Consider the following 15771-nt stretch of genomic DNA (forward strand, 5'->3'; position numbering starts at 1 on the left):
AGGGGGGACCTTGACGCAGCACCACATACCCCGATCCACCCTGATCGCAGCCGTCGCACTCTCCGTGGCGGCTTCCGGTTGCGCTGCCGCCACACCTGCCTGGTCGGCTTCGTCTCAGATCGATGCCGGGGCCATGGCCACTCCCGCAGCGCTGACCCGCATCTCCGACCGGACCGAGGTGGTCAGTGCGGGAACCCACGGGTTCGCCTATCGTGACCTGCGAACGCAGCAGCTGATGTGGTTCCGGTACGCAGACCGCACAGCGGTGGAGGTGGGAACCAGCACCGCCAAAGGTTCCCTTTCCGACTTTGTCGCCATCGCCATGGACGGCGGGCTCGCTGGCGATCCCGTCGAGGAGATCCAGGTGGGGAACCTGGCCGACGAAGCGCTGCCCTTCACCACCGTCAAGGTGACCCGGGCCTACTTCCTCGGCGCCAACGGTGCGACGCTGGTCACCCAGCCGGTTGGCACACACGATGTCTTCCTCGTGGACCAGACCGGTTCCGAGACGCGGGAACGGGCCGTCACCGGCCTGCCCGCGGATGCCGCGTCCATCACGATGACGGCAAGCACTCCGGGGTCGATCGCGCTGAGCTTCCGGAGCGGCTCGCGGACCCACGACGCCGTGGTGGACCTCGGCACGGCCGCGGTGGTGAAGGCCTTCCCGCGTGCCGGCGGGATTGCAGGAGGTCAGGCCGGCACCGCACTGTCCGGGCGGTTCCTGTCCACGTGGCTGCCCGGCCGCGCAGGCAACGGGCAGCCGCTGCGGATTACGGACATGAAGACCGGACTGACATCGGACCTCGACCTCGGGTACGTCACCCGCCCCGTGGTGGGCCTGGTCGGCAACTGGGCGGTGCACGCCAATCGGGCCGACCTGCAAACGGGAAGCGCGCACGAGGACCTGGCCCTGCGTGCCACCCCCGTGGGCGGGGGCCCTGCCCGCAAGCTCCTCGACCACGCCAGTTCGCTGACGCCGACGCCTGATGGTGGGCTGCTGGTCAGTGGCGGAACCCTCAAGCAGGGCGAGGGCATCTTCAAGATCTCCGCCGACACCAAGGGCGAGCCCGTCGCCAGGATGGTCGCGAGCAGCGGCGCCTCAATGTCCCTCACGCTGACCGGTGTGGACGTACCGGCCACCACGCACCTCAACGGCGGTACCTCTCGGCTGCGCTGGAACCTGTCCCGGCCGAACGCCCACACCTCGCTCACGCTGCGCCACGAGGCCAGCAGGGAGAAGCGGGTCTTCTCGTCCGACCAACTGTCGGGTCGGGATGCCGACTGGAACCTGGCCTTGGAGTGGGACGGTCTCCTGGGAACCAAGGGCGAGCCGTTCACTGGTGCCAACGGAAAGTACACCTGGCACCTCGTTGCCCGGCCCGTGAACGGGCTCGGGAGGGACCTCGACGTCTCCGGCAGCTTCCTGGTGGATCGGCCGATCGGCGGTCACGACTACAGCAACAACGGGACGCCGGACGTGCTCATACGGTCGCGCGACGGAGAGCTTTACCGTGCCGACACGTACCAATCAGCCCCCGCCGGGGTGGACATTCCGCAGTTGTTCGCCCGGAAGCCGCAGCTCATCGGTCGTGGCTGGAACATCTACGACGGGATCACAGCGGTCGGGAACATCGCGGGGGCATCGGCCGGCGACCTGGTGGCCCGCGACAAGGCCGGCACGCTCTGGCTCTACCTCGGCAAGGGAGACGGCACCTTCACCACCCGCATCAAGATAGGCGCAGGCTGGAACACCTACGACCGGATGACGGCCATGGGAGACCTGACCGGCGACGGTCTCAGCGATCTCGTCGCCCGCGACAAGGCAGGGATGCTGTGGCTCTACAAGGCCACTGGCAACTGGCGGGCTCCGTTCTCCACCCGCTCAGCGATCGGGGGCGGCTGGAACACCTACGACCGGATCGCCGCGGTCGGGAACATCGCGGGGGCATCGGCCGGCGACCTGGTGGCCCGCGACAAGGCCGGCACGCTCTGGCTCTACCTCGGCAAGGGAGACGGCACCTTCACCACCCGCATCAAGATAGGCGCAGCCTGGAACACCTACGACCGGATCCTCGGCATCGGCGACACGGACAACGACGGCTACGGCGACCTGGTGGCCTTCCGAGGCCTCGATGCCTGGCGTTACAAGGGCTCCGGCAACTGGCGTGGTCCCCTCGCCGACCGCAACGACTTCAACCTCACGTCACCGGGCCACATCGACATCATGTGATGCGACGGCGTCGAACGGATGACGGGCCCATGTAGCCCTGAGCGGCCCTGCCCACCCCGGGGCGGGGCCGCTCAGGGCACACCGACGAGCCGCTTGCGCGCCAGCAGCATGCAGGGCCGCCAGCTGGTGTGCATCCGTAGAGAACCCCAGAGGCTGATGCTGACCGCTCGCTGACCAGAGCCCCATCGTCAAGCCGCTGACCTGCGGAAAGGCTCAGATGTCAGATGTGGGACTTGAATACGGCAGGAAGCATCCGAAACACTTCCGAAACTCTGCTACCTGCCTGCGTTAATGCAGGTCAAGTGCGGTTTCCCTACCTTACAACGAGCCACGAGCACGGTCGGCTCCCCGGGCTTTCCGAGTCCCGACACCGGCCGATGGAAGCTCTGAGCAACCACCCACGGGCCGCACTGTCAGTCCGGCGATAGAGGAGCCCCTCCCTGACGCCCGGTCGCTGTCACCGCGGCGGGGCGCGTCCACGCAGCAGCGCTCCGCCTCCAGCCGAAGGCCATCGGTCTCGGAGCGCGGCGTTCAGCGGACCTGGGGTCGCCGTCAACTACTGCCGTCGGAAGCTCATGAGCCCGGCAAGACTTCGTCCTGCTCCACAGCACACTTTCGTCCACGAATTGCCGTGTCGATCGGCGCCTCGCGCCGGTGGTGCCCGGCCGGAGCGTTGCGGTCCGGCCGGGCGTCGGTGGGGGCGGTGCCCGGTCAGGTGAGGGTGGGGATGCCGGACTCCTTGGCTATCGCTTCGAGGAGGGCGGCCTGGTGGAGGGCGGTCGGGTCGGGGGGTGTGCCGGTGCGGACCGCCGTGGCGAAGGCGGCGACGGCGCGGGCCACCTGGTCCTCGGCGGTGAGCGGGATCTCCGTGACCGAGCTGCCGCGTTCCAGGCGGAGCAGCGGGACGTGGTCGGCGGATGGGGTGAAGGCCGGTTCCACCGTGAGGCGGCCCTCGGTGCCCGCGTAGGTGTAGGCGCTGCGGTAGGCGTCGTCGAGGCCGTGGGACAGGTGGGCGCTGACGCCCGTGGGGGTGCGGAGCAGGACGGTGCCGCCGGTGTCGACCTCGCCGTCCGGATCGCGGACGGCGACGGCGCCGGCGACGGCCAGGTCCTCGCCGAGGGCGAAGAGGGCGGCCCGGACGGGGTACACGCCCACGTCCCACAGGGCGCCGCCGCCCAGGTCGGACCGGTAGCGGATGTCTCCTTCGGGGCGGCGGGGGACGGCGAACTCGGCTCGGAAGGAGCGGAGTTCGCCGATGGCTCCGGAGCGGACCAACGCGCGGGCCCGCGCGTGTTGGGGGTGGTGGGGGAAGAGGACGTTCTCCACGAGGGCGCGTCCGCGGGAGCGGGCCAGGTCGAGCAGTTCGGCGGCCTCGCCGGGGGTGGTGGCGAGCGGCTTCTCGGAGAGGACGTGTTTGCCGGCGAGGAGGGCGGCCCGTACCCAGCGGGAGCGCAGGGCGGCGGGCAGCGGGAGGTAGACCGCCTCGATCTCCTCGTCCTCCAGTGCGGCGGCGTAGCCGTGGAGGGCCCGGGCGCCGTGGGTCCGCGCCGAGGCGCGGGCCCTGGCGGGGTCCCGACTGGCGACCGCGGTGAGCGTCACCCCTTCCGAGGCCGCGAACGCCGGCAGCATCCGGCGCCGGGCGAAGTCGGACGTGCCGAGGACGGCGAGCCGTACGGGCGGTCTCACAGTCGCACCGCGCCGGTGTTGAGGAGGGAGAGCAGGGTGCGGGCCTGGACGTTGACGTAGTGGCTGTGGCCCGCGAGCCCGCGGAGTTGGCCGGGGGTCACCCAGGCGTAGCCGGGCGGTGGCTCCAGGGGGGCCTGGGACTCGTCGGCGTCCACGAAGAGGTAGCGGCTCTCGGCGTTGAGGAAGCGGCCGCCCTCCTCCGAGTGGACGGTGTCGTACCGGACGCGGGCGGGGTCGGCGGACAGGACGAGGTCCAGGAAGGGGGGCCGGTCCGGGCCGGTGCGGTCGGTGTGGTTGGAGGCGGTGTACTGGACGGTGGGGGCGAGCTCGATCCGGTCGAGGAAGCCGCCTTCGAGTTTGGCGTGGGCCAGGAGGTGGGGGACGCCGCCGATGCGCCGGGTGACGAAGGCGGTGGTGCCGGTGCCGGTCGGTTCGAAGAGGGGTTGGGACCAGCCGCGCACCTCGCGGTTCCCGGCCTCCACCGCGACGGCCATCACGCGGAAGTAGCGGCCCTTGACGTGGTCGATGGACCGGGCGCCGCGGGTCCAGTCGGCGACCTCGGCGAGGGGGACGCGTTCGGCCCGCACCTCCGGTTCGGAGCGCCGGGCGGTGAACCAGGAGCGCAGGTCCGTGTCCGGCAGGAGGGCCTCGGGCCCGTCGGTGGGGACGGGGGCGCAGGCGAGGACGGTGCGGGCGTCCATGTTGACCACGTTGTCGCGGGTGAGGAGTTCGCCGATCTGGCCGAGGGTCAGCCAGCAGAAGTCCTCGTCGAGGGGGACCTCCTCCTCGGTCTCGACGAGCATGTTGCGGTTGGCCTTGCGGAAGAACCAGGCCCCGTGTTCGGACTGGAGCACGTCGGCGAGGACCCTGCCCCGGCCGGGGGTGGTGAAGTGCTCCACGTACTTCACGTCGGCGCCGCGGTGGACCTTGGTGTAGTTGCTGCGGGTGGCCTGGACCGTCGGGGAGAGTTGGAGGAGGTTGCGGTTTCCGGGTTCCATCTTGGCCTGCATGAGGAAGTGCAGGACCCCGTCGAACTCCTTGGCCAGGATCCCGAGGATGCCGACCTCGGGTTGTCGGATGATCGGCTGCTGCCAGTGCGGGTAGGGGCCTCCGTCGGTGTGGACGGACAGTCCCTCGACGGTGAAGAAGCGGCCGCTGCGGTGGCCCAGGTTTCCCGTGCCGGGGTGGAAGGACCAGCCGTCCAGTTCCGCGAAGGGGATGCGGCGGACCTCGAAGTGGTGGGCGCGCCGGCGGCCTTCGAGCCAGTCCTCGAAGTCGGCGGTGCGGAGCGTCGCGCCCGCTCCGACCGTCGCGGCGGAGCGGGCCAACCGGGTCGCGATCGCCTCGTCGTGACGCGGTCTCAGGAGGGAGGGGGCCGTCATGCGCGGACCTCCGCGAACTCCTTCACCGTGGCGATGACGTAGTCGAGCATCGGCTCGGTGAGCCCGGGATAGACCCCGATCCAGAAGGTGTTCTCGGTGATGACGTCGGAGTTGGTGAGCTCGCCGACGACGCGGTGGGGGCGGTCGAGGTAGGCGGGGTGGCGGGTGAGGTTCCCGGCGAAGAGCCGGCGGGTGCCGATCTTGCGCTCCTCCAGGTGGTGGACCAGTTCGGCGCGGCTGAAGGGGGCGTCGGCGTCCACGGTGATCACGAACCCGAACCAGCTGGGGTCGCTGCCCGGGGTGGGCTCGGGCAGCAGGAGGTGGGGGACGCCGTCGAGTCCTTCGCGGAGCTTCCGCCAGTTGCGCTTACGGGCCTCGATGAAACCGTCCAGCTTCTGCAACTGCGTGAGTCCCAAGGCCGCTTGGAGGTCGGTCGCCTTCAGGTTGTAGCCGACGTGGGAGAAGATGTACTTGTGGTCGTAGCCCTCGGGCAGGGTGCCCATCTGGTACTCGAAGCGCTTGAGGCAGGTGTTGTTCTTGCCCGGCTCGCACCAGCAGTCCCGGCCCCAGTCCCGCATCGACTCGACGATCCGGGCGAGTTTCAGGTCGGAGGTCAGGACGCAGCCGCCCTCGCCCATGGTCAGGTGGTGGGCCGGGTAGAAGCTGACGGTGGTGACGTCGCCGAAGGTGCCGGTGAGCTGACCGCGGTAGGTGGAGCCCACCCCGTCGCAGTTGTCCTCGATGAAGAACAGGCCGTGATCTGCGGCGAGTTGAGCGATCTCGGCGGCCTCGAAGGGATTGCCGAGGGCGTGCGCGATCATGATGGCGCGGGTCTTCGGGCCGATGGCCGCGGCGACCCGGTCGGCGGTGGTGTTGTAGGTGGCAAGCTCGACGTCGATGAAGACGGGGACGAGGCCGTTCTGCACGATCGGGTTGACGGTGGTGGGGAAGCCCGCCGCGACGGTGATCACCTCGTCGCCGGGCCGGAGCCGGCGGTCCTCGAACAGGTGGGAGGTGTAGGCGGACAGCGCGAGCAGGTTGGCGGAGGAACCGGAGTTCGTCAGGTGGGCCTTGCGGCGCTTCAGCCGTTTGGCGAAGGCGGACTCGAACTTCCGCGAGCTGGGTCCGGCCGCGATCCGCAGGTCGAGGGCGGCCTCGACGAGGGCCACCCGGTCCTCGGCGTCCAGGACGGCCCCGGAGGGCCAGATCTCCGTGACGCCGGGCACGAACCCGCCGTCGCGCTCCTGGTCGAGGTGGTACTTGCGGACCTCGTCCAGGGCCAGTGCCTTGTGGTCGGTCATCGGTCGTTCGTCAGCCACGGTTCCGCTCCTCGGAGGCTTTCCACCACTGCTCGTTGTCCCGGTACCAGGCGACGGTGTCCGCCAGGCCCTGTGCGAAGTCGATCTCGGGTTCGTACCCCAGCTCCTCGCGGATCTTGGTCTCGTCGAGGGCGTAGCGCTGGTCGTGGCCCTTGCGGTCCGCGACGTGCCGGATGCGGGACCGGTCGGCGCCGCACAGCTCCAGGAGGCGTTCGGTGACGGCCAGGTTGGTCTGCTCGTTGCCGCCGCCCACGTTGTAGATCTCGCCGGCGCTGCCCTTGGTGAGGACGAGTTGGATGGCCCGCGAGTGGTCGTCCACGTGCAGCCATTCCCGCACGTTGAGTCCGTCGCCGTAGAGCGGGACCTGCTCGCCCCGCAGGAGCCGGGTGACGAACAGCGGGATGAGCTTCTCGGGGTGCTGGTAGGGGCCGAAGTTGTTGGAGCAGCGGGTGATCGACACCTCCAGTCCGTGGGTGCGCCAGTAGGAGCGGGCGATCAGGTCGGAGGCGGCCTTGGACGCGGCGTAGGGGGAGTTGGGCCGCAGCGGCCAGTCCTCGGTCCAGGAGCCCTCGGCGATGGAGCCGTACACCTCGTCGGTGGAGACGTGGACCACCCGGCCGACCTGCGCGGCGAGGCAGGCGTCGAGGAGGGTCTGGGTGCCGAGGACGTTGGTGCGGACGAAGGCGTCGGCGCCGATCAGGGAACGGTCGACGTGCGATTCGGCCGCGAAGTGCACCACGGCGTCGTGTCCGGGCAGCAGGTCGAGGAGGAGGTCGCGGTCGCAGATGTCGCCCTCGACGAGTCCCAGACGGGGGTGGCCCAGGGGGATGTTGTCGCGGTTGCCCGCGTAGGTGAGCTTGTCCAGGACGGTGACGCGGGCGTTCTCGAAGCCCGGGTAGCCGCCGGCCAGCATGGTGCGGACGTAGTGGGAGCCGATGAAGCCGGCTCCTCCGGTGACGAGCACCTTCACGCGGCCACCTCCACATGGGTGTGGTCTCCGACCACGAGTCGGCTGTGGGCCTCGGCGTGGTCGCTGGGCCCGATGCGGGCGGAGCGACCGATGAGCGAGCCGTGCAGCCCGGGGACGTGGGTGATGGAGGCGCCGGCCATCACGATGGAGTCGGTGAGCCGGGTGGAACGCAGGACGCAGTCCCGGCCGACGGAGGTGTCCGGGCCGATCCGGGAGTCCTCGACGAGCGTGTCGGCCCCGATCACGACGGGGCCGACGATGCGGGAGCGGAACACCCGGGCGCCCGCCTCGACGACCACGGGGCCGACGAGTTCGCTGGCCGCGTCGACCTGGCCGTCCACGCGGGGGACGAGCGTGGCCAGCAGGTGGCGGTTGCACTCCAGGACGTCGTCCGCCCTGCCGGTGTCCTTCCAGTAGCCGCTGTACTCCCCCGCCTTCACCTCGTGGCCGTGGTCGAGCAGCCACTGGATGGCGTCGGTGATCTCCAACTCGCCCCTGGCGCTCGGCTCGATGGCGCGGACGGCCCGGTGGACGGCGCTGGTGAAGAAGTACACGCCGATCATGGCGAGGTCGCTGCGCGGGTTCCGCGGCTTCTCCTCCAGGGCCACCACGGCGCCGTCGGCATCGAGTTCGGCCACGCCGAAGGCCCGGGGGTCGGGGACCTTGGAGACGACGATCTGGGCGGCCGGGCGGTGGGCCCGGAACTCCTCGGCGATCCCGGCGATCCCGTCGGGGAGCATGTTGTCCCCGAGGTACATCACGAAGTCCTCGTCACCGAGGAACGTGCGGGCGAGTTCGACGCACTGGGCGAGCCCGCGCGGCTCGTCCTGGTGGATGGCGGTGATGCGGACCCCGAAGCGGGAGCCGTCGCCGAGGGCCTCGGTGATCTGGTCCGCCCGGTCGCCGACGATCAGGCCGACCTCCGTGACGCCGAGGGCGGCGATGTTCTCCAGCGCGTACTCGAGGACGGGCTTGTTCACGATCGGGATGAGCTGTTTCGGCATCGAATAGCTGAAGGGGCGCAGGCGTGTGCCCGCCCCTCCCGACAGCACCAGAGCCTTCATGGGCGTACCTTCCTCGGATCGGAGGTATGTGCTTCCCGGCCGGTCTCCCGCCAGGGGGCGAGGAGTCCTCGTGCCTCGGCCTCCCGGACCCCGGGGGCCGCCGCGTCCTTCGCGGACATCAGCGGGGGCTCGGTGAAGCCCCAGGGCAGCGCGAGGTCGGGGTCCAGGGGGTCGATGTCGATCTGCGTGCCGGGCACGTGGGCGGTGGACAGGACGTAGCAGATGGTCGTGTCGTCGGTGAGGGTGAGGAACCCGTGCCCGACGCCCTCCGGTACGTAGACGGCCGTGCCCGAGGCCGGGTCGAGCTCGTGGGTGGCGTACGCGCCGAAGGTCGGGGATCCGACCCTGAGGTCCACGACGATGTCGCGCAGCGCTCCGCGCACGCAGGTGACGTACTTGGCCTGGCCGGGCGGGATGGTGACGCCGTGGACGCCGCGGAGGGTGTTGCGGCGGGAGGTGGAGTAGTTGATCTGGCGGGGGGCGAAGGGGTGCCCGGTCCGGGCTTCGAGGAGTTCGGTGCGCAGCCCTTCGAAGAAGTCTCCGCGTTCGTCGATGTGTCGTCGGGGGGTGACGAGGTACGCGCCGGGGACCGCGGTGTCGGCGATGTGCACGGGTGGGCCGCCTCTCCTGGTCGGGTGGGGGTCCGGTCAGTGGGCGAGCCCGGCGAGGCGGTGCTCGACGGACTTGCGGAGGGCGTCCGCGACGGTGTCGACCTCGGTGTCGTCCAGGGCCTGGTGCAGGGGCAGCAGCAGGGTGGTGTCGGCGGCGTGGTCGGTGCCGGGCAGGTGCGTGCCGGGGTCGCCGTAGGCGGGGACCTTGTGCAGCGGCGGGTAGCGGAAGGTGGTGTAGACGCCCTGGTCGAGGAGGTCGGCGGCGACGCCGTCGCGGATCCGGGCGTCCAGCTGCACCCAGTGGAAGTAGTACGTGGACTCGTGCCCGGCGGGGAGCGGGGCGGGGAGCCGGATGCCCTCGGCGTCGCGGAGGAGGTGGTCGTACCGCTCGGCCACGGCGCGGCGGCGGGCCACGAACGCGGGGAGGCGGCGGAGTTGGACGCTGCCGATGGCGGCGGTGATGTCGTTGCCGATGACGCGGCGGCCGAAGCCCTTGACGTTCAGGTCCCACCAGCGGTGCGAGACCTTGGCCGCGGTGAATCCGCTGGACTGCTCCAGGCCGTGGTAGGCCATGGTCCGCGCGGTGCGGGCGAGTTCGGGGTCGCGGACGTACAGCATGCCGCCGTCGCCGGTGACGAGCACCTTCATGGAGTCGAAGCTCCACATGGCGATGTCGCCGAAGGTGCCGACCTTCGCACCGTCGACGGCGGAGGCGACGGCGCAGGCGGCGTCCTCGATGAGGTGGACGCCTCGGGCGCGGCAGAGCGCGGCGATGGCGGCGACCTCGCCGGGTCGGCCCCCGTAGTGCAGGAGGAGGACGGCCTTGGTCCGGGGGGTCAGGGCCCGTTCGACGTGTTCGGCGGTGGGGTTGAGGAGGTGGGGGTCCACGTCGCAGAAGACGGGGCGGGCGCCGGTGGCGGCGACGGCGTTGCCGGCGGCGACGAAGCTCGCCGAGGGGAGGACGACGTCGTCCCCGGGGCCCAGGCCGAGGAGCTCGGTGGCGAGGAAGAGGCCCGCGGTGGCGGAGTTGATGAAGACCATCCGCTCGGGCGCCACGCCGACGTGCGCGGCGAAGGCGGCCTCGAACTCCTTGGTGCGGGGTCCGTGGCCGAGCCAGTTGCTCTCGAACACCGCCGCGACGGCGGCGAGCTCTTCCTCTCCGAGGCTCGGTTGGAAGACGTTGATCATCGTGGAGCTCCTATCGGGATCGCGCGCTTTCCGCACGGAATGCCGTCGGGTTCTCGACGGGCGGTGCGTCCGGAATTCCTTCCGGACGCGCCGCCGTTCCCCTTTCCGTCGGCCCGCGGACTTCACCGTGCGCAGGAAAGTCGGACCCATGGGCGGCGCCCCTCGATTTCCAGGGCGCGCTCATCGGTCGATAACGGGCGGATAATCAGGGAAGGAATGATTTTCGCGGACTTTACGAAGCGTGGCGAAAGGTGGGATGAATGCCCGGGTGAGAGGGAGGGCGAATGGGGGTGTGGATCAGCGGAGGATGCGCACGGCCTGGCGGGAGGCGAGCAGCCCGGACTCGATGGCACCGTCGACGAAGGCGCCGTGCCAGCCCGTGGCGATGTCGCCGCCCGCGAAGAGGACCCTGCCGTGGGGCTGTTGGACGTCGGGGAGCTGGCGGAGCAGCTGGCCGGGCTTGCGCATGCCCCAGGCGCCGCGGGCGTACGGGTCGGACCCCCAGGCCTTCGCCCGGTGGGAGACGAGCCGGGCGTTCGGCAGGAACCTCCGCAGGGCGGCCTCGACCCGCGCGGGGTCGGAGGTGTCGAGCCGGGGGCCGCTGAAGCCGATCACCAGTCGGGAGCCGTCGGCGAGCTGTTGCTGGGGCACGAGCTGCATGAGCTCGGAGTCGGCGGTCCCCTGGGCGTAGACGGCGTCGGTCTCGCCGCGGACCCGCATCCATATCTTGGTGCCCTGCGGCACGCCGATGCCCTCGCGGCCGGCGGCGGCGTGCGCCGGGGGCAGGCCGGGGGCGAAGGTGATGGTCTTCCACAGGTTGGTGGGGATGGCGAGCACGACCAGGGGGGCGGTGTACCGGCGGCCGCCCGCCACCTCGACGGTCACCTTGCCGGCGGCCTGGGTGATCCGGGTGACCGGGGAGTTGTACACGATCCGGGCGCGGGATTCGACGAGCATGGCCTCCAGGAGGGCGGTCATGCCCTGGGCGGGCTTGAGGCTGGTGGTGAGTTCGGGGCGCCCGGCGGCCAGCCGCTCCCACTGCGCCATGCTGGTGAGTGAGCCCTGGGAGCTGGGGCCGCCCGCGTAGAGGGCAGCGCTGCCGTCGAGCCAGTGGAACCGCACCGGGTCGAGGTTCAGTTGGGCGATGCGGTCGGCCATGGAGAGCCGGTCGACCTGCTCCAGGAGGTCGCGGCGGTAGAGGGGTTCGCGCGGCCGTTCGAAGTACACCTCGGAGCCCTCGTAGAGGCGGAGGTTGAGCTCGGCCAGCTCGGCTCCGGCGGTCGCGGGGTCCACCTCGGCGAAGCCGTTCGCACCGGGCAGGACCATGCGGGTGGCGGCCGTGTCCGTCACGGTGGTCAGCCCGTACCGCCGGAACTCGGCCAGCAGGTGGTGGTGTTCGGGGCCGAGCCAGCCGCCGCCGATCTCGACCCGTTCCCCGGCGAAGGTCCCCGTCCAGATCCGGCCGCCGATCCGGTCGCGGGCCTCCAGGACCAGGGTGTTCAGGCCCCGGGCGCCGAACTCGCGGGCCACCGTGCCGCCCGCGTAGCCGGCGCCGATCACGATGGCGTCGACCGGGGCGTTCTGTGCGACCGCCGGGGTCGTCCCGAGGGCCGCCAGGGGGCCGGCGAGGGCCGCCGCGCCCACCGCCTTGAGCAGGGATCTCCGGTCCGTCCGGTGGTTGTTCGTCATGTGTGGGTCCCCCGTACGAAGGCAGACGTGCCGGCATCCGTTGACCCGGCCTTTCCAGATTGTTTACCTGCCCGTGGCTCATCGACGGGTAATCGGACCGGATTACCCACCGGTTATCCGCGGCTTGCTAGCTTCGCCGAAAAACGGCCGACACGGTGCCCATCGGGCATTGTTCGGAAATTCGGAAACGAATCTGAGCCCACGAGGTGGCAGACCATGCGCGTCATGTTCACAATCTGGCCGGGCACCGCACACCTTTATCCGCTGACCCCGCTCGCCTGGGCGCTGCAGAGCGCGGGCCACGAGGTGTGCGTGGCGGCGCATCCCAGCATGGCGGAGGGCATCGCCTCCGTCGGCCTCACCCCGATCCCGCTCGGGGATATGGGGCTCATGCCGAAGCCCTGGGACGGGGAGAACTCCAAGTCCCGTGACATGGAAGCCGAGTTGGACCGCCTCACCGCGGCGCTCGATCTGGCTCCGGAGGACCGCTACCCCTGGGAGAGCCTGCGCACCTTCCTCTTCCCGGTGATGTGGGACTTCCATCCGATCGGCGGGGCCCCGGACGAGAGCTTCCCGTGGGTGGGTCGACTGGTGGAGGCGGCCCGGGACTGGCGGCCCGATCTGGTGCTGTGGGACCCCTGCTGGCCCTCCTCCGCCGTCGCGGCCCGGGCCGCCGGGGCCGCGCACGCGCGACTGCTGTGGGGGCTCGACTACTGGGGTTGGACCGTGGACCGGTTCGCGGACCGTCGGCGGGTGCTCGGATCCCGGCTCGGCCCGAACCCGATGGAGGAGTCCGTCCGGGCCATCGCGGACCGCTACGGGATGGAGGTGGACGAGGAACTGCTGCTGGGCCAGTGGACGGTGGACCCGACCCCGTCCGGCATGCGGCTGCCGACCCGGACCCGCACCCTGCCGCTCCAGTGGATCCCCTACACGGGCGCGGCCCCCGTCCCCGACTGGCTGCACGCCCCGCCGGAGCGGCCGCGGGTGACGATGTCGCTGGGGATGTCGATGCGGGCCTTCTTCGAGGAGAGTCGGCCGCGGGTGGAATCGCTGCTGGAGACCGTGGCCGACATGGACATCGAGGTGGTGGCCACCCTCGACAAGGAGCAGCTGCGGGACATCCCCGTTCCCGACAACGTGCGGACCGTCGACTACCTGCCGCTGAACCTGCTGTTGCCGTCGAGCGCGGCGTTGATCCACCACGGGGGGACGGGTTCCTTCAACGCGGCGGCGGCGCTGGGGGTGCCGCAGCTGATCACGTCGGACGCGAACGACTTCACGACCGTCGACGCCGAGGGCAACAAGAAGACGTTCACCACGCAGCACATGGACGTGCCGCCCACCACGAAGTATCTGGCCGAGATCGGGGCGGGGTTCACGCTCGACCACCGGGAGCACGATCGGGCGCAGATGCGGGAGCGGTTGGAGCGGGCGCTGCACGATCCGGCGGTGCGGGCGGGCGCGCGGTCCCTGCGCAAGGACATCGTGGCGGCGCCCACGCCCTCGGAGATCGTCCCCGTGCTCGAACGGCTCACAGCGCTGCACCGCGCGCGTTGAGCGTCCGCGGAACCGCTTCCCCCGCTAACTAGAGCGTTCAATCTAGAGATGTGCTACGTTCGTCCCAGCACCAAATAGAGCGATCGCTCTAGTCCTTGGACAGTAAAGACGTTGGAGGTTTTTCCCCATGAGCACCAAGCAGGCCGTCACTGTCATCGGGCTCGGCCCCATGGGCCAGGCGATGGTCAACGCCTTCCTCGACAAGGGCCACCAGGTCACCGTCTGGAACCGCACCGCCTCCCGCGCCGACGCGCTGGTGGCACGCGGCGCCGTCCTCGCCGGGAGCGTCGAAGAGGCGGTCAGGACCAACGAGTTGGTGGTGCTCAGCCTGACGGACTACGCGTCCATGTACGCCGTGCTCGAACCGGCCGCCGACGCGCTGGCCGGCCGGGTGTTCGTCAACCTGAGCTCCGACACCCCCGAGAAGACCCGTGAGGGCGCCCGCTGGATCCAGGAGCGCGGCGCGAAGCACATCAGCGGTGGCGTCACCGTGCCGCCCTCGGGCATCGGCGACCCCGAGTCCTCGACCTTCTACAGCGGCGCGCGGGCCGAGTTCGACCGCTACAAGTCCACGCTGGAGGCCCTGACCAGCACCGACTTCCGGGGTGAGGACCCGGGCCTGGCCGCGTTGGAGTACCAGATCGGCATGGCCATGTTCTGGACCTCCATGCTCGGGTACTGGCAGGCCATCGCCCTGGCGAGCGCCAACGGCCTGAAGGCGGCGGACATCCTGGCGAACGCCAAGTCCACCGTGGAGTCCCTGCCGGGCTTCCTCGCCTTCTACGCGGAGCGCGTGGACGCGGGCAACCACGAGGGCGACGTGGACCGGCTCGCCATGGGCCTGGCCAGCGTGGAGCACGTCCTGCACACCATCGCCGACTCCGGCGTGGACACCGCCCTCCAGGCCGCGGTCGTCGACATCTTCAAGCGGGGTGTGGACGAGGGCCACGCGGCGGACAGCTTCTCCAGCCTCATCGAACTGATGAAGAAGAAGTAGCACCGGCGGGAGGGCGCGACGGGCACGACGCGCGCGACAACGAGGGCCGTTCGGAGCCGACCACCGTCAGGGGTCGTCGGCACCGGACGGCCCTCGTCGCGTGCGACACCCGGGCACCACCCGCGACGGATCCGGTCCCCGACCACGACCACGACCACGACCACGACCCGGAACGACGCGACGCCCGGTCGGCGACAGGCCGACCGGGCGAACCGGCGAACGGGGAGACGAATGAACGGGCGAACGGGAAGTCGGGGTGAACGGGAAGACGCGGTGAACGGGCCTACCGGTGGGCGTCGACGAGCTGGGCCAGGTGCTTGGCCGCCATCTCCAGGGGGACCCGGCTCGCGGAGACCTGCGCGGCCAGCTCGGCGCCTTCGAGGGTGCTGATGACCGTGTGGGCCAGCTCGTCGGCCTCGGCCCGCGCGATCCCGGCCTTCACGAGGGCGCCGGAGACCAGCCCGCGCCAGTGGGCGAAGGCCTGGGCGGCGGCGGACTGCACATCGGGCAGTCGACCGACCGAGCCCAGCGCGGTGGTGGAGATCGGGCAGCCGTCGACCCAGTCCGACTCGGCCAGGCGGTCGGCGAGACCGAGGGCGAATTCCGCGAGGGCCCGGGCGGGGTCCTCGGCCCCGTCGAGGCTGGCGTTCAACGCCTCGACGAACTCGCGGTTCCCGTGGTCGATCGCCGCGGTGGCCAGCTCCTGCTTGCCGCCGGGGAAGAAGTGGTACAGGGAACCGAGGGTGGCGTCGGCCTCCTGGGCGATCTGCTTGATGCCCGTGCCGTCATAGCCCTGCCGCTGCATCAGCACCGAGGCCGCCCGGACGATGCGGTCACGGGTGCCGAGGGCGGACTCCGGCGTGGACCCGGACTGCTCCGCGTTGCTCCGTGGCGATTCCTTCATCCCGCGAGCCTACCATTCTAGAGCGTTCTTTTTAGGGCCCGCGACCGACCTCCCCGCGCGGAGCCCCGGCGAGCGGGTCCCGGCCCCCACGAGAGCCGGGCCGCCGGGCCTGCCGGGGGGGGTGGGGCCGGTACCGGGGACGCGGTCACGGGGGCGGGGGAACGGGGGTCC

The 15771-nt window shown here is 70.8% G+C and carries 12 protein-coding genes; 3 read left to right on the forward strand and 9 right to left on the reverse strand.

The features are described from left to right. The first annotated feature begins 10 nt into the window (after nucleotides 1-10). A complete protein-coding gene (locus ABTZ17_RS09085; protein WP_352194879.1) occupies nucleotides 11-2230 on the forward strand; it encodes an FG-GAP repeat domain-containing protein in 2220 nt (739 codons plus the stop codon). Between the two features lie 711 nt (nucleotides 2231-2941). On the opposite strand, the gene ABTZ17_RS09090 is transcribed toward ABTZ17_RS09085, so the two are convergent. From ABTZ17_RS09090 to ABTZ17_RS09125, 8 genes are all read right to left on the reverse strand, one after another. After that, nucleotides 2942-3916 carry a Gfo/Idh/MocA family protein gene (locus tag ABTZ17_RS09090; RefSeq protein ID WP_352194880.1) on the reverse strand — a complete coding sequence of 325 codons (975 nt, stop codon included), beginning with the start codon at nucleotides 3914-3916 and terminating at the stop codon, nucleotides 2942-2944. Then, a complete protein-coding gene (locus tag ABTZ17_RS09095) occupies nucleotides 3913-5298 on the reverse strand; it encodes an NDP-hexose 2,3-dehydratase family protein (RefSeq protein ID WP_352194881.1) in 1386 nt (461 codons plus the stop codon). The genes ABTZ17_RS09090 and ABTZ17_RS09095 overlap by 4 nt, the downstream gene beginning before the upstream one ends. Then, entirely contained in the window at nucleotides 5295-6599 is a 1305-nt protein-coding gene (rfbH, locus tag ABTZ17_RS09100) for a lipopolysaccharide biosynthesis protein RfbH (RefSeq protein WP_352194897.1), read from the reverse strand. Before rfbH ends, ABTZ17_RS09095 begins: the two co-directional genes overlap by 4 nt. A 10-nt stretch (nucleotides 6600-6609) precedes the next feature. Continuing rightward, on the reverse strand, nucleotides 6610-7587 hold the full coding sequence (gene rfbB, locus ABTZ17_RS09105) for a dTDP-glucose 4,6-dehydratase (protein WP_352194882.1): 978 nt from the start codon (nucleotides 7585-7587) through the stop codon (nucleotides 6610-6612). Next, nucleotides 7584-8651, reverse strand: a complete 1068-nt coding sequence (locus tag ABTZ17_RS09110; RefSeq protein ID WP_352194883.1) for a glucose-1-phosphate thymidylyltransferase — start codon at nucleotides 8649-8651, stop codon at nucleotides 7584-7586. Before ABTZ17_RS09110 ends, rfbB begins: the two co-directional genes overlap by 4 nt. Continuing rightward, nucleotides 8648-9262, reverse strand: coding sequence for a dTDP-4-dehydrorhamnose 3,5-epimerase family protein (locus tag ABTZ17_RS09115; protein WP_352194884.1), 615 nt, complete (start codon nucleotides 9260-9262; stop codon nucleotides 8648-8650). Before ABTZ17_RS09115 ends, ABTZ17_RS09110 begins: the two co-directional genes overlap by 4 nt. 36 nt (nucleotides 9263-9298) lie before the next feature. Beyond that, nucleotides 9299-10450 carry a DegT/DnrJ/EryC1/StrS family aminotransferase gene (locus ABTZ17_RS09120; RefSeq protein WP_352194885.1) on the reverse strand — a complete coding sequence of 384 codons (1152 nt, stop codon included), beginning with the start codon at nucleotides 10448-10450 and terminating at the stop codon, nucleotides 9299-9301. A 297-nt stretch (nucleotides 10451-10747) separates the two neighbouring features. Next, complete coding sequence (locus ABTZ17_RS09125) at nucleotides 10748-12139, reverse strand: flavin monoamine oxidase family protein (protein ID WP_352194886.1); 1392 nt, start codon at nucleotides 12137-12139, stop codon at nucleotides 10748-10750. 225 nt (nucleotides 12140-12364) lie between these two features. On the opposite strand from ABTZ17_RS09125, the gene ABTZ17_RS09130 reads away from it, so the two are divergent. Together ABTZ17_RS09130 and ABTZ17_RS09135 are read left to right on the forward strand one after the other, a co-directional pair. Then, nucleotides 12365-13699 carry a nucleotide disphospho-sugar-binding domain-containing protein gene (locus ABTZ17_RS09130; protein WP_352194887.1) on the forward strand — a complete coding sequence of 445 codons (1335 nt, stop codon included), beginning with the start codon at nucleotides 12365-12367 and terminating at the stop codon, nucleotides 13697-13699. 127 nt (nucleotides 13700-13826) lie between these two features. Beyond that, nucleotides 13827-14696, forward strand: coding sequence for an NAD(P)-dependent oxidoreductase (locus ABTZ17_RS09135; RefSeq protein ID WP_352194888.1), 870 nt, complete (start codon nucleotides 13827-13829; stop codon nucleotides 14694-14696). Between the two features lie 283 nt (nucleotides 14697-14979). Here the strand turns inward: ABTZ17_RS09135 and ABTZ17_RS09140 are convergent, their stop codons facing one another. Beyond that, the gene (locus tag ABTZ17_RS09140) at nucleotides 14980-15600 is read right to left on the reverse strand and encodes a TetR/AcrR family transcriptional regulator (RefSeq protein ID WP_352194889.1); all 621 of its coding nucleotides are present in this window, start codon (nucleotides 15598-15600) and stop codon (nucleotides 14980-14982) included. Nucleotides 15601-15771: the final 171 nt, after the last annotated feature.

The organism is Streptomyces sp. NPDC097619, from assembly GCF_040302735.1.
In the GTDB taxonomy this organism is placed as follows: domain Bacteria; phylum Actinomycetota; class Actinomycetes; order Streptomycetales; family Streptomycetaceae; genus Streptomyces.

What these genes read in the sequence shown, in the direction of transcription:
- ABTZ17_RS09095 (WP_352194881.1), bottom strand. Translation starts at nt 5,298, where the DNA reads ATGACGGCCCCCTCCCTCCTGAGACCGCGTCACGACGAGGCGATCGCG.
- rfbH (WP_352194897.1), bottom strand. Translation starts at nt 6,599, where the DNA reads ATGACCGACCACAAGGCACTGGCCCTGGACGAGGTCCGCAAGTACCAC.
- ABTZ17_RS09110 (WP_352194883.1), bottom strand. Translation starts at nt 8,651, where the DNA reads ATGAAGGCTCTGGTGCTGTCGGGAGGGGCGGGCACACGCCTGCGCCCC.
- ABTZ17_RS09120 (WP_352194885.1), bottom strand. Translation starts at nt 10,450, where the DNA reads ATGATCAACGTCTTCCAACCGAGCCTCGGAGAGGAAGAGCTCGCCGCC.
- ABTZ17_RS09125 (WP_352194886.1), bottom strand. Translation starts at nt 12,139, where the DNA reads ATGACGAACAACCACCGGACGGACCGGAGATCCCTGCTCAAGGCGGTG.
- ABTZ17_RS09130 (WP_352194887.1), top strand. Translation starts at nt 12,365, where the DNA reads ATGTTCACAATCTGGCCGGGCACCGCACACCTTTATCCGCTGACCCCG.
- ABTZ17_RS09135 (WP_352194888.1), top strand. Translation starts at nt 13,827, where the DNA reads ATGAGCACCAAGCAGGCCGTCACTGTCATCGGGCTCGGCCCCATGGGC.
- ABTZ17_RS09140 (WP_352194889.1), bottom strand. Translation starts at nt 15,600, where the DNA reads ATGAAGGAATCGCCACGGAGCAACGCGGAGCAGTCCGGGTCCACGCCG.